13 protein-coding genes and 2 tRNA genes are annotated in these 12,307 nt (G+C 73.1%); 8 read left to right on the top strand and 7 right to left on the bottom strand.

Features of this window, described 5'->3' with window-relative positions:
- Positions 1-18: 18 nt before the first annotated feature.
- Entirely contained in the window at positions 19-768 is a 750-nt protein-coding gene (locus tag IF27_RS03820; protein ID WP_052847798.1) for a sterol carrier family protein, read from the bottom strand.
- Positions 769-951: 183 nt separating this feature from the next.
- Here IF27_RS03820 and IF27_RS03815 point away from each other — a divergent pair, with 183 nt between their 5' ends.
- Positions 952-1,395, top strand: a complete 444-nt coding sequence (locus IF27_RS03815; RefSeq protein ID WP_338058190.1) for a YbhB/YbcL family Raf kinase inhibitor-like protein — start codon at positions 952-954, stop codon at positions 1,393-1,395.
- A 31-nt stretch (positions 1,396-1,426) separates the two neighbouring features.
- Positions 1,427-1,888, top strand: coding sequence for a hypothetical protein (locus tag IF27_RS03810; RefSeq protein WP_223290901.1), 462 nt, complete (start codon positions 1,427-1,429; stop codon positions 1,886-1,888).
- 468 nt (positions 1,889-2,356) lie between these two features.
- Here IF27_RS03810 and IF27_RS03805 read toward each other — a convergent pair whose 3' ends face one another.
- The gene (locus IF27_RS03805) at positions 2,357-3,580 is read right to left on the bottom strand and encodes a sensor histidine kinase (RefSeq protein ID WP_052847796.1); all 1,224 of its coding nucleotides are present in this window, start codon (positions 3,578-3,580) and stop codon (positions 2,357-2,359) included.
- Positions 3,581-3,748: 168 nt separating this feature from the next.
- Between IF27_RS03805 and IF27_RS03800 the strand changes: the two genes are divergently transcribed.
- Both IF27_RS03800 and IF27_RS03795 read left to right on the top strand, forming a co-directional pair.
- Positions 3,749-4,000, top strand: a complete 252-nt coding sequence (locus tag IF27_RS03800; RefSeq protein ID WP_052847795.1) for a helix-turn-helix transcriptional regulator — start codon at positions 3,749-3,751, stop codon at positions 3,998-4,000.
- Positions 3,997-4,512, top strand: coding sequence for a hypothetical protein (locus IF27_RS03795; protein WP_052847794.1), 516 nt, complete (start codon positions 3,997-3,999; stop codon positions 4,510-4,512). The genes IF27_RS03800 and IF27_RS03795 overlap by 4 nt, the downstream gene beginning before the upstream one ends.
- Positions 4,513-4,609: 97 nt before the next feature.
- On the opposite strand, the gene purL is transcribed toward IF27_RS03795, so the two are convergent.
- From purL to purS, 3 genes are read right to left on the bottom strand one after another with little or no spacing between them, the layout of a single operon-like run.
- A complete protein-coding gene (gene purL, locus IF27_RS03790) occupies positions 4,610-6,859 on the bottom strand; it encodes a phosphoribosylformylglycinamidine synthase subunit PurL (RefSeq protein WP_052847793.1) in 2,250 nt (749 codons plus the stop codon).
- The gene (gene purQ, locus IF27_RS03785; protein ID WP_052847792.1) at positions 6,859-7,533 is read right to left on the bottom strand and encodes a phosphoribosylformylglycinamidine synthase subunit PurQ; all 675 of its coding nucleotides are present in this window, start codon (positions 7,531-7,533) and stop codon (positions 6,859-6,861) included. The genes purL and purQ overlap by 1 nt, the downstream gene beginning before the upstream one ends.
- Positions 7,530-7,790 (bottom strand): phosphoribosylformylglycinamidine synthase subunit PurS, encoded by a 261-nt coding sequence (purS, locus tag IF27_RS03780; protein WP_052847791.1) that lies wholly within the window; start codon positions 7,788-7,790, stop codon positions 7,530-7,532. The genes purQ and purS overlap by 4 nt, the downstream gene beginning before the upstream one ends.
- A 350-nt stretch (positions 7,791-8,140) precedes the next feature.
- Here purS and IF27_RS03775 point away from each other — a divergent pair, with 350 nt between their 5' ends.
- The 3 genes from IF27_RS03775 (at position 8,141) to IF27_RS03765 (ending at position 8,768) form a co-directional block, all read left to right on the top strand.
- A complete protein-coding gene (locus tag IF27_RS03775) occupies positions 8,141-8,470 on the top strand; it encodes a histone-like nucleoid-structuring protein Lsr2 (RefSeq protein ID WP_052847790.1) in 330 nt (109 codons plus the stop codon).
- Positions 8,471-8,578: 108 nt separating this feature from the next.
- A tRNA-Gly gene (locus tag IF27_RS03770) sits at positions 8,579-8,653 on the top strand.
- 42 nt (positions 8,654-8,695) lie between these two features.
- A tRNA-Gly gene (locus IF27_RS03765) sits at positions 8,696-8,768 on the top strand.
- A gap of 100 nt (positions 8,769-8,868) precedes the next feature.
- On the opposite strand, the gene IF27_RS03760 is transcribed toward IF27_RS03765, so the two are convergent.
- Positions 8,869-9,780, bottom strand: a complete 912-nt coding sequence (locus tag IF27_RS03760; RefSeq protein ID WP_052847789.1) for a phosphoribosylaminoimidazolesuccinocarboxamide synthase — start codon at positions 9,778-9,780, stop codon at positions 8,869-8,871.
- A gap of 196 nt (positions 9,781-9,976) precedes the next feature.
- On the opposite strand from IF27_RS03760, the gene IF27_RS03755 reads away from it, so the two are divergent.
- Complete coding sequence (locus tag IF27_RS03755) at positions 9,977-10,822, top strand: SDR family oxidoreductase (protein ID WP_052847788.1); 846 nt, start codon at positions 9,977-9,979, stop codon at positions 10,820-10,822.
- Between the two features lie 7 nt (positions 10,823-10,829).
- Here the strand turns inward: IF27_RS03755 and IF27_RS03750 are convergent, their stop codons facing one another.
- Positions 10,830-12,269: a N,N-dimethylformamidase beta subunit family domain-containing protein gene (locus tag IF27_RS03750; protein WP_052847787.1), complete on the bottom strand. Its 1,440-nt coding sequence runs from the start codon at positions 12,267-12,269 to the stop codon at positions 10,830-10,832.
- Positions 12,270-12,307: the final 38 nt, after the last annotated feature.

Genomic DNA, 12,307 nt, shown 5'->3' with positions numbered 1-12,307 from the left:
ATAGCGAGCCGTGCGCGGTCAGGCGAGCACGGGCAGTTCCGCCGCGAGGGCACCGGCGCGCTCCCCGCTCGCGCGCAGCCGCCCGCTCGCGGTCGCCGCGTCCCAGCCGGTGCGCCCGGCCGCCAGCCGCAGCCAGGTGAGCGGATCGGTCTCGACGACGTTCGGCGGCGTCCCCCGTGTGTGCCGGGGCCCGGCGAGGCACTGGACGGCGGCGAACGGCGGGACGCGCAGCTCGGTGGAGGAGCCGGGGGCCTTGACCGCCAGCGCGTCGGTGAGGACGCGGGTGGAGATCGCCATGGCGGCGCGGTCCAGCTGTACCTGGTGACCTGTGGCGCGGGACAGGTCGTCGCTGTGCAGGGTCAGCTCGACCACACGGGTGACGGTGAAGTCCACGGCGCGCATCGCCCCGAGGTGGTGGGGGACGAGCGCGTCCTCGCGGACGCCCGTCTCCAGGACGGCCTCCAGCTCCTCGGCGGCGGCGTCGATGGCGTCCACGGGGGCGGCGTCACGCTCCTCGTGGACGGTGGCGATCACCCAGCCGCTGATGTCGAGCTGCGGGCGGGCGGCCCGTGGCACCGGCTCGGCCAGCAGGCGGGGCAGCGCGTCGATCTGCCGGGCGAGGTGTCCGAGCAGTTCCCGGGCCTTCGCGCGCTGCTCGTCGCTCAGCTCGTGCGCCGCGAGCCGCACGAATTCCACCTGCGCGAGCACGGCGTCGCGGACCCGGTCGGGGTGATAGGCGCGGGGCTTGCGCCGGACGGGGCCAGACATAGCAGGGAGCTTACGACGAAGATCCTTCCGAAGGGGATGACCAGGAGGTTTCGGTTACGGCACCGGATGTCGGGCGGGGCGTTCCGGCCGGGCCGCCCCGTAGGGGACGAATCTCCGCGAACCCGCCGTGAACGGCTCGAATGGGCCGGGGAGGCGTCGGGTACCCCGTTCCGCATGACCGCTATGGAACTGCGAAGCACCGCATTCGAGGACCGCGAACCGGTCCCGGCGCGCTACGCCCGGGACGGCGAGAACGTGTCCCCGCCGCTGGACTGGTCGAGGCCCCCGCCCGGCACGCGCTCGATGGCGCTGCTGTGCGAGGACCCCGACGCGCCCTCCGGGACGTTCCTGCACTGGCTGGTCACGGACATCGATCCGACCAGCCCGGGCGTGGGCGCCGGGGAGCTGCCCGACGGCGGGAAGGCGCATCCGAACGGTTTCGGTGACCGGCGCTGGGACGGCCCCGAGCCGCCCCAGGGCGAACCGGCGCACCGCTACCTTTTCCGGCTCTACGCGCTGCCGGAGGGCGTGTCCCTGCCCGAGAAGGTCACGGTGGCGGACGCGCGCCGGGTCTTGGACACGGAGGGACTGGCGACCGGCACGCTGACGGGCCTGTACCAGCGGTAGAGCTGTACCGGCATCAGAGGAGGTGACCCACGTGGGCAAGAAGGTCGAGGGGAACGAGGAGCAGCGGCGGATGGCCGCCCGGCAGGCCGAGCGCTCCGGGGAGCGCCCGAGCGAGTGGAAGGCGACGACGGGCGCCTCCAAGCAGCGGGGCGCGGGTATCCACCGGGGCAAGCAGCGCGAGATGGCCGCCGAGCTGGCCGAGGACCGCGAGGCGCCGCCGCAGCCGCCGCCGGGGCGTACGTTCTCCGGGCGGCAGCACGGCGAGTACGGCGCGGACCACGCGCGGGTGTTCGGCGCGCTGGGCGAGGCCGAGCGACGGCACGGCGGTGAGGCGGTGTTCGCGACGGAAGTGGCGCGGACGGCCGGGCTGCCGGACGAGCGCACGCGACTGGCGCTGCACGACCTCGTGACGGTGCACCGGCTCGTCACCGAGTTGCAGGGCACGGACCGGCCGGACATGGGCCCGCGCTACGAGACCAAGCCGGGCCGCTGACCGGAACGGTCACGGCACACGGCGGCAGACAGCACACGGCGCGGCTCCCGGGCTACGGCCCGGGAGCCGCGCCGTGGTGGTGAGGGGCAGAGGCGAAGGCGCCGGAAAGCACGTTGGGCCTGCCCCGGTCGCGCTCCCACACAGCGGGGGTGATCACGAGGGTGTCTGATCCGCGGACGGCAGTGATGGCTCTGGGATGGGGAACCCACCGAGGGCTGATGACGACCCGCCCGGACAGCACGCCCGCTTCCCCCCTGGCGTTATGAACGCTCTCCAGAGCTGATGGCGACGCTTTTTGGGAGCGAATCCCGGGGGTCACTCCGGAGTTGCGAACCCTCTCAGGGGTGATGACGGCCCGAGGGTGAAGCCGCTGGTCGTGGGGGGTTTGTGGTGGGGTGGGGGTGGTGTGGGTGCAGTGATCCTCCGGTCGTGCAGAAGTGCTGGTCAGGGCGGTGCTGTGGTGGGTGGTCAGCGCCGGGGGTGGGGGCTGGCGGGGAGGGTTGCGGTGATCGTGAGGCCGCCTTCCGGGTGGGGGTGTGCGGTCAGGACGGCCGTGTGGGTGCGGGCCACGGAGCCGACGATCGCCAGGCCGAGGCCGGGGCCCGAGGCGGAGCCGACGCGGTCGCGGGTCAGCCTGCGGAACGGCTCGAACAGGTCGGGCACCGCGTCCACCGGTATCAGCGGGCCGCTGTTGCCCACCTCGATCTCGGCCTGACCGTCGGGCGCCGTGCCGGTGCGCACGCGGACCCAGCCGAGGCCGTCCCGGGTGTTGTGCCGGACGGCGTTGGCCACGAGGTGGGCGACGAGCGCTTCGAGCAGCGACATGTCGCCCCAGGCCGGGGCGGGACGCGCCGCCAGGTGCACGGTGACGCGGGACGCGGCGGCCTCCCGTTCCATCCGCGCGACCGCGCGGTCGGCGAGCGGGGCGAGGTCCACCGGTCCCCGCGCGGGCGCCCGCTCCCCCGTGCGGGCGAGCAGCAGGAGTCCGGCGAGGACGTGCTCCTGGCGGGCCGCGACGTCGAGCAGTTGCTCGCCGAGCCCGTGTATCCCGGCGGACGGCGGGGCGTCGCGCAGGACGGTCTCGATGCGGGAGCGGTGCTCCGCGACCGGCTCGGCCAGTTCGCGGACCGCGTGGACCGCGAAGCGGCGCGGGGTGTCGGTGGACCTGGCGAGCCGGTCGGCCAGGGTGTCCAGGGCCGCGGTCAGGTCGCGGACGCCGTCCCCGGGCGGCGCCCCTGGGGGTATGGAGGGTGGCCAGGTGGGTGGCACCGTGCCGCCGCCCCCACCACCCCGGGACGCGCGGCGCGCGGTCTCGGTCGCCCGCCGCAGCGGGCGCAGCACCCGGCCCGCGAGCAGCCAGCCCGCGAGGGCGGCGGCGAGCACCGTCAGGACGAGGGCCAGCACGCCGGGTATCAGGACGGGATGCGCGGAGGTGGCGGCGCCGGTCGTCTCGGCGGGCAGGGCGGTGACAGGACCGCTCTCACTGTCCAGCAGGGTCAGCCGCCCCCGCGCGCCCGGCTCGGCCTCGACCGGCGGCGGTTCCGGTGCCGGGCGGCGCAGCAGGGTGTGGGTGACGGCGATGAGCACCGTGCCGGTGAGCAGGAAGAGACCGGCGCCGAGCAGGGCGAGCCGGACGCGCAGGTCGCCGAGGAGCAGCCGCGCCCTGGCGCGGGCCCTGCCCCGACCGCTCATCGCTCCCCCTCCCCCGGCCGCTCACGCCGTCAGGTCGAGCGGGCCGATCACCGTGCCGAATCCGGCCACGTCCAGCATGGACAAAGGGGTGTTCGTTCCGCGTAAGGGATCGGTACGCGGGCAGCAGGGGGGTTGCCGGAACACTCCCGGCTGTAGTACTTCTTATATATGGCTGAGCAGGTGCACAACAGATTGTCCATGGTGCGCGCGGAACGGAACGTGACACGCCGAGCGCTGGCCGATGCCGTCGGCGCGCACTACCAGACGATCGGGCACATCGAGCGGGGGCAGTACAACCCCAGCCTGGACCTGGCACTCCGCATCGCCGCCTACTTCCGGCTGCCGGTGGAGGCGGTGTTCTCGCTGGAACCGTTCCGGCCGCTCACGGACGAGGTGTACGGAAGGACGACGACGTCATGACCGCAGCACAACCCACCGACTACGACCGCAGGATGTCCCGCCTGATGAACCGGGACGAGGGGCGCCGCTGGCACGCGCGCCGCGGGCAGCGCCGCGCCTGGACGGCGGCGCACGTGGCGCTGACCGCGGGCCTGCTCGCCACGTTCGCGCTCGCGGACGGCGGCGCACTGCTGCTGGCGCTCGTCGTGCCGCTGCTGCTCGCCTGGTGCGTGTGCGCGGGCGCCCTCAACTCGGCGACCCGCGGGCTCCTCGAACTGCGCTCGCGCGCCCTGGACGAGCGGCAGCTCGCCGAGCGCGCGCACGTCCACACCTCCGCGCACCGGACGCAGCTCGCCGTGCTGCTCGCCGTGGCGCTCGTGCTGCTGCTCGGGGACGGCCTGCCGGACGGGGTGACGACGGCGGGCGTCGTCGTCGCCCTCGCGGCGGTCCACTGGCTGCTGCCGCTCTGGACGGCGGCCCTGCGCGCCGGTGACGAGCCGGACGACGACCCGGTGGAGGCCGCCGCCTCCTGACACTCCCCCTCCCCCGAACTCCCCGGCTCCCCCCGGGGAACCGCCGTGGGGGCCGACCGCCAGGACAGGCGGTCGGCCCCCACGGGGCGTTCCAGGCTCAGGCGAACAGCGCGGGCAGCGTCCGCTCGTGCGCCTCGCGCAGCTCGTCCAGCGGGAGCGTGAACGCGCCCTGGACCTCGATCGCGTCCCCGTCGATCACGCCCACGCGCGCCGCGGGCAGCCCGCGCGCCGCGCACATGTCCGTGAAGCGGACCTCCTCGCCGCGCGGCACCGCCACGACGGCGCGGCCGGTGGACTCGGAGAACAGGAACGTGAACGCGTCGAGCCCGTCGGGGACCACCAGGCGCGCGCCCTGGCCGCCCTTCAGGCACGACTCCGCGACCGCCTGGACCAGGCCGCCGTCGGACAGGTCGTGCGCCGCGTCGATCATGCCGTCACGCGAGGCGGAGACCAGGATCTCGCCGAGCAGCCGCTCACGCTCCAGATCGACCTTCGGCGGCAGCCCGCCCAGGTGCCCGTGCACGACCTGCGACCAGGCGGAGCCGCCGAACTCGTCGGCCGTGTCGCCGAGCAGGTAGAGCAGCTGTCCTGCCTCGCGGAAGGCCATCGGGGTGCGCCGCGCGACGTCGTCGATCACGCCGAGCACGCCCACGACCGGCGTGGGGTGGATGGCGGCCTCGCCCGTCTGGTTGTAGAGGGAGACGTTGCCGCCGGTGACCGGCGTGCCCAGCGTCAGGCAGGCGTCGGCGAGGCCGCGCGTGGCCTCGGCGAACTGCCACATGACGGACGGGTCCTCCGGCGAGCCGAAGTTCAGGCAGTCGGTGACGGCCAGCGGCGTGGCGCCGGTGGCGGCGACGTTGCGGTACGCCTCGGCGAGCGCGAGCTGCGCGCCCGCGTACGGGTCGAGCTTGGCGTAGCGCCCGTTGCCGTCCGTGGCGATGGCGACGCCGAGGCCGCTCTCCTCGTCCACGCGGATCATGCCGCTGTCCTCGGGCTGGGCGAGCACCGTGTTGCCCAGCACGTAGCGGTCGTACTGCGCGGTGATCCACGCCTTGGACGCCTGGTTCGGCGACGACACGAGCGCGAGGACCTGCGCGCGCAGCTCGGCGTCGTCCGCCGGGCGCGGCAGGGCGGCGGGGTCGTCGGCGCGCAGCGCGTCCAGCCACGCGGGGCGGGCCTGCGGGCGGTCGTAGACGGGGCCCTCGTGCGCGACGGTGCGCGGCGGGACGTCCACGATCTGCTCGCCGTGCCAGAAGATCTCCAGGCGGTCGCCGTCGGTGACCTCACCGATGACGGTGGCGATGACGTCCCACTTGGCGCAGATCTCCAGGAAGCGGTCCACGTTCGCCGGCTCGACGACGGCGCACATCCGCTCCTGCGACTCGCTCATCAGGATCTCCTCGGGGGAGAGCGACGAGTCGCGCAGCGGCACGGTGTCCAGCTCGACGCGCATACCGCCCGAGCCGTTGGACGCCAGCTCGGAGGTGGCGCAGGAGAGCCCGGCGGCGCCGAGGTCCTGGATGCCGGTGACCAGGCCCTCGGCGAAGACCTCCAGGGTGCACTCGATGAGCAGCTTCTCCTGGAACGGGTCGCCGACCTGGACGGCGGGGCGCTTGGAGGGCTTGGTGGAGTCGAAGGACTCGGAGGCGAGGATCGAGGCGCCGCCGATGCCGTCGCCGCCGGTGCGGGCGCCGTAGAGGATGACCTTGTTGCCCGCGCCCGCGGCCTTCGCGAGGTGGATGTCCTCGTGCTTCATGACGCCCACGCACAGGGCGTTGACCAGCGGGTTCCCCTGGTAGCAGGGGTCGAAGACGACCTCGCCGCCGATGTTGGGCAGGCCGAGACAGTTGCCGTAGCCGCCGATCCCGGCGACGACGCCGGGCAGCACGCGGCGCGTGTCGGGGTGGTCGGCGGCGCCGAAGCGCAGCGGGTCCATGACGGCGACGGGGCGGGCGCCCATGGCGATGATGTCGCGGACGATGCCGCCGATGCCGGTGGCCGCGCCCTGGTAGGGCTCGACGTACGACGGGTGGTTGTGCGACTCGATCTTGAACGTGACGGCGATGCCCCGGCCGACGTCCACGACGCCCGCCTGCTCACCGATGCCGACGAGCAGCGCGTCGCTGTGCGGCGCCTTGTCGCCGAACTGGCGCAGGTGCACCTTGCTCGACTTGTACGAACAGTGCTCGGACCACATGACGGAGTACATGGCCAGCTCCGCGCCGGTCGGGCGGCGGCCCAGGATCTCGCGGACCCGGTCGTACTCGTCGCGCTTCAGGCCGAGTTCGGCCCAGGGCTGCGGGGCCTCCGGGGTGTCGGCGGCGTGCTTGACGGTGTCCAGGGACATCAGGCGACCAGCTTCCTGAGAGCCGAGGTGAAGAACCCCAGGCCGTCGATGGTGGGGCCGGTCAGGGCCTCCACCGCGTGCTCCGGGTGGGGCATGAGGCCGACGACGTTGCCCGCCTCGTTGGTGATCCCCGCGATGTCGCGGCGGGAGCCGTTGGGGTTGCCGCCCAGGTAGCGGAAGACGACGCGGCCCTCGGCCTCCAGCTCGTCGAGCGTGCGCTCGTCGGCGACGTAGCCGCCCTCGCCGTTCTTCAGCGGGACGGTGATCTCCTGGCCCGCCGTGTAGTCGGCGGTCCAGGCGGTCGCGGCGTTCTCGACGCGCAGGCGCTGGTCGCGGCAGATGAAGTGGAGATGGTCGTTGCGCGTCAGGGCGCCGGGCAGCAGGTGGGATTCGCACAGCACCTGGAAGCCGTTGCAGATGCCGAGGACCGGGAGGCCGGCGCGTGCCTGGTCGATGATCGTTTCCATGACGGGCGAGAAACGGGCGATCGCGCCGCAGCGCAGATAGTCGCCGTAACTGAATCCGCCCGGAAGGATCACGGCATCGACCTGGTGCAGATCTTTATCGCCGTGCCACAGGGCGACGGGCTCCCCGCCCGCCAGCTTTACCGCGCGCTGCGCGTCCCGGTCGTCGAGAGATCCGGGAAATGTGACGACTCCTACACGAGTGGTCACCGGGCCGCCTCGACTTCCTCGATACGGACGTGGAAGTCCTCGATCACGGTGTTGGCCAGAAAGGTGCGGGCCATCTCACGGACCCGTTCCAGAGCCGCCTCGTCCACCGGATCGGCGACTTCGAGCTCGAAACGCTTCCCCTGCCGGACGTCGGAGACGCCCTCGAACCCGAGCCGCGGCAGGGCGCGCTGGACCGCCTGTCCCTGCGGGTCGAGGATCTCCGGCTTGAGCATGACGTCAACTACGACGCGAGCCACTGGTACTCCCGGTGGTGTGGTGCGGTGCTGTGTCGGTGCGTCCGCTGAACGCACGGCAAGCCTACCGGGCGCAAAAGTCTACGCGGGTAGCGGGAAGGGGGGCGGTCACGTTAAGGTATCGAGGACACAAACCCCTCCTGTAAACGGGAAAGAAAAAGTAGGGTTCCCGGAGCGGCGTACATGCGGCGGAAATTCCCCCTTCGCATTACCGAGCCGAGCACGGTACAAATAAAAGAACCCGACTCTGCGATCAATGGGAGTAGCAGCATCGCCTCGCGTGATTCCGCGGTGACCCTCCTGGTGCCACCCCCGGTCATGGCGGGCGATCCTCCCGGAAGGACCGATATCCCGTGGCACAGCGTGTAGTGGTGACCCTCGCCGACGACATCGACGGCGGGGAGGCGTCGGAGACGGTCGCCTTCGGGCTCGACGGGAAGACGTACGAGATCGACCTCAGCCCGGGCAACGCGGCCAAACTCCGCTCGGCGCTCGCGCCGTTCGTCGAGGCGGGCCGCAAGCGGTCACGCTCGGGGCGCACCTTCACCCACACCGCCGTGGCCCCCGACCCGCGCGCGGTACGCGCCTGGGCCGACTCCAACGGCTTCGGCGTGCCCGCCAGGGGACGCATCCCGAAGCGGGTCTACGACGCGTTCAACGAGGCGCACGCCACCGTCGCCTGACCGCCTCCCGGGGCGTCGCCCCTCGATTTGCCATCCACCCCAGGTGATCGGCTAGAGTCTGGAGCACGCCGAAGGGCAAGGAACCGAAAGGTCCGAACCCCGGGTCGCGCGGGTGTAGTTCAGTAGTAGAACACCCCCTTTCCAAGGGGGAGGCGCAGTGTGCGATTCCTGTCACCCGCTCCAACCGCTGGACCGATCGAGACGATCGGGTACAGTGGGGGCACTGCGGACGTGGCTCAGTTGGTAGAGCATCACCTTGCCAAGGTGAGGGTCGCGAGTTCGAATCTCGTCGTCCGCTCGTTCGGAAGAGGTCATCTCCCCTCGGGAGGTGGCCTCTTCGTCATGTTCGCCCCGGAAAGGGCCCGGGGGCGCACGGCGGCCGTGCGCCCCGGAGTCCGTCAGTCCCAGGGCATCCCGGTGAGCAGCCGGTACGCCTCGGTGTAGGCGGCGCGCGTCGCCTCGACGATCTCGGCGGGCAGTTCGGGCGGCGGGGTGCTGCCGGTCGGGTCCCAACCGGACTCGTTCCGCAGCCAGTCGCGGAGGAACTGCTTGTCGTACGAGCGTTGCGGGCGGCCCGGCTCCCACTCGTCCTTGCGCCAGAAGCGCGAGGAGTCCTGGGTCAGCACCTCGTCGGCGAGGACGAGCGGCGCCTCCTCGCCCGCGCCCCTGGGGCGGCCGAACTCGAACTTCGTGTCGGCCAGGATGATGCCCCGGTCGCGGGCGATCTCGCGGGCGCGGCCGTAGACGGCCAGGGTCGCCTGGCGCAGCTGGGTGGCCGTGTCGGAGCCGACGAGGCGGGCGACCTCCTCGTAGGAGACGTTCTCGTCGTGGTCGCCGACGGCCGCCTTGGTGGCGGGGGTGAAGAGCGGGGCGGGCAGCTCGGAGCCGTCGCTGAGGCCGGGCGGCAGGGCGAGGCCGCAGACGGTGCGGTCGCGTTCGTACTCCGCGAGCCCCGAGCCGGTGAGGTAGCCGCGGGCGACGGCCTCGACGGGGATCATGTCGAGGTCGCGGCAGACGGTGGTGCGTCCCTCCCAGTCGGCGGGGGCGCCGGGCGGCGGCTCCGTGGACAGCACGTGGTTGTCCACGAGATCGGCGAGCTGGTCGAACCACCACAGGGACAGGCGCGTGAGGATGCGGCCCTTGTCGGGGATCCCGGTGGTCAGCACCCAGTCGTAGGTGGAGACGCGGTCGCTGGCGACCATGACGAGATCGCCGGCCTCGTTGCGGTAGAGGTCGCGGACCTTCCCGGTGTGCAGGTGCACGAGGCCCGGGACCTGCACGGGCTCGGGCTGCTCGACGAATCCAGGCACGGTGCCTCCTGGCGGCTCGGCGGTTGAGGGGCGCCGCCCATTCTCCCGCAGGCGCCGGAGCGGCCCCGACCGGCCGCGCGCCCGCCGTTCACCCGGGTGCGCGCGGCGGGCGGCGGCGCGGTGACGGGCGGCCTACCGTCGTCCTGCGGGCGGCGCGGGCCCCGGGCGGCCCGCGCGTACAGGGAGGCGAGGCGACATGGCGGGACCGATCCTCATCACCGGCGCGGGCACCGGCTTCGGCAAGGAGGTCGCGCTTCGCCTCGCGGGGGCGGGGCACCGGGTGATCGCGGGCGTGGAGATCGTCGCCCAGGTGAGCGCGGTCCGGGCCGAGGCGCGCGAGCGGGGCGTCGAACTGCGCGTGGAGAAGCTGGACGTCACGGACGCGGGCGACCGGGAGCGTGCGTGGGCGTGGGACGCCGAGGCCCTGCTCAACAACGCGGGCGTCTCCGAGGGCGGCGCCACCGCCGACATCCCGGAGGAGCGGCTGCGCCGCCAGTTCGAGGTGAACGTGTTCGGGCCGATCCTGCTCACGCAGGGCGTCGCCCGGCGGATGGCGGCGCGCCGGAGCGGCCGGATCGTGTTCATGTCCTCGGTCGCCGGGCTCACCGTCGATCCGTTCACCGGGGCGTACGCGGCCTCCAAGCACGCGGTGGAGGCGTTCGCCGACGCCCTCGACCAGGAGCTCGCCGAGTTCGGCGTCACGGTGGCCACGATCAATCCGGGTCCTTTCCTGACCGGGTTCAACGACACCATGTTCGAGACGTGGAAGGAATGGCGCGACGACCCCGCCGCCCGGCTCCACGACCACGCCGCGCTGGCCTTCCCGCACGAGCAGTACGACCCGGAGCCGGTCGTCGAGCGGACCGTGCGCGTCCTCCTCGGCGAGGAGCGCCGCTACCGGAACCTGCTGCCCGCCGGGACGGAGCCCGCGACCCGGGCGCAGCTCGACGCGCAGTGGGACCGGCAGCTCAACGACGGGCGCCGCCCGGACCTCGTGCGGGCGGCGTACGCCATGGCGCCGGGCACGCGCGCCGCTTCCTGAGTCTCCGTCAGTCGCGCTTGCAGACGCGGTCGAGGAGGTTGGCGGTCGCGCGCTGGACCCGTTCGTCCGTGTGTCCCGGGCGGCCGAGGGCCGGGGACCAGGCGAAGGTGCCCGAGGCGAACACCCAGGCGCCGCTCGGCGCGCGGTAGAGCGACGTCTCCTGGTGGCGGCGGACGCCGGAGTCGTCGTGGTAGGGCGAGTGGGCGAGGAGGACGCGTTCGTCGTGGTCGGGCAGGGCGGTGCGCGGGTAGTAGCGGTCGGCCTCTCCCGCGACGAGGCCGGGCAGTTCCTCGCCCTCGGCCAGGCCGGTGCCCTGCCACAGCCAGTGGCCGGTGTTGCGCGCGATCAGGGGCTGGGGGCGCGGGACGCGGCCGGAGTACTGGATGCCCAGCAGCGTCTGCTCGGGCTGCCCCTGGTCGCGCCACAGGACGGCGCGGCCGGGGCCCTGGCGTTTGCGGCAGGTGAGGAGCCGGTCGGGGGCCCCGGCGGGGAGGGGGGCCAGGATGACCTGCCAGTACATGGTGTTGGCGGACAGGAAGACGAGCGAGGTGCCCTCGTCGCGGGCGCGTTCCGCGGCCTGGCGCATCGGCACGGACCAGTACTCGTCGTGGCCGGGGAAGACCAGGCCGCGGTAGCGGGCCGGATCGACGCGGCCCGCGTGCAGGTCGCGCGCGGTGGCGTAGGCGAGGTCGTAACCCTCGCGTTCCGCCCAGCGGATGACGTCGTAGACGTGGCCCGCGTGCAGGGGCAGCCCGGCGCCCGCGTAGGGGCGGTCGAAGCAGACGGCGGTGGACGCGTCGGGCTCGCCCAGCAGCCTGCCGCCGGGCTCCCAGGCGTGGTAGAGGCTGGCGCCGTGGCGGCCGTCCTCGGGGAAGAGGTTGTACGCCTGCCAGGTGACGTCGGGCAGCACGAGGAGCAGGTCGGCGGGGCGGTCGTCCCGCACGGTGAACGGCACATGGGACCGGAAACGGCCGTCCGCCGTCGTGAGTACGGCAACATACGCGCCCGGCTGCCAGTCGGCGGGCACCTGCGTGCGCCAGGACAGCCACCAGTGGTGGCAGGACACGGCGCGTCCGGCGACCATCGGGGGCGGCTGGCGGATGCCCATCAGCTTGGGGCTGCGCAGGAGGAGACGGGCCCCGGCGCCGTCGAAGTGGCCGATGCGGTAGATGTCGATGGTGAATTCCTGCGGCGGGTTGACCGTCACGCGGAAGTCGAGGGGGTCGCCCGGCGCGACCGCGCCGTCCGAGACGAAGCCCTTGATCTGGCAGTTCACGTCGTCGGCGGTGTCGGGCCCCGCGGGCCTGCCGGGGACGGCGTGCGCGCTGGGGCGGTAGTGGCCGTTGCCCCGCAGCCAGGGCAACGGGCCCTGGCCGTACGGGTCGGAGACCGCGTGCGCGAGCGCGCCGGACTCCCAGCGCCGGATGCGTTCCGTGGCTTCTCTCAAGCTCCCCTCCCTGCACCTCCGCCTGTTCCGTGCCGTCC

Origin of the sequence: Streptomyces avicenniae (assembly GCF_000719135.1) — a bacterium.
GTDB lineage: Bacteria > Actinomycetota > Actinomycetes > Streptomycetales > Streptomycetaceae > Streptomyces > Streptomyces avicenniae.
This window is presented reverse-complemented; position numbering and strand designations above follow the sequence as displayed.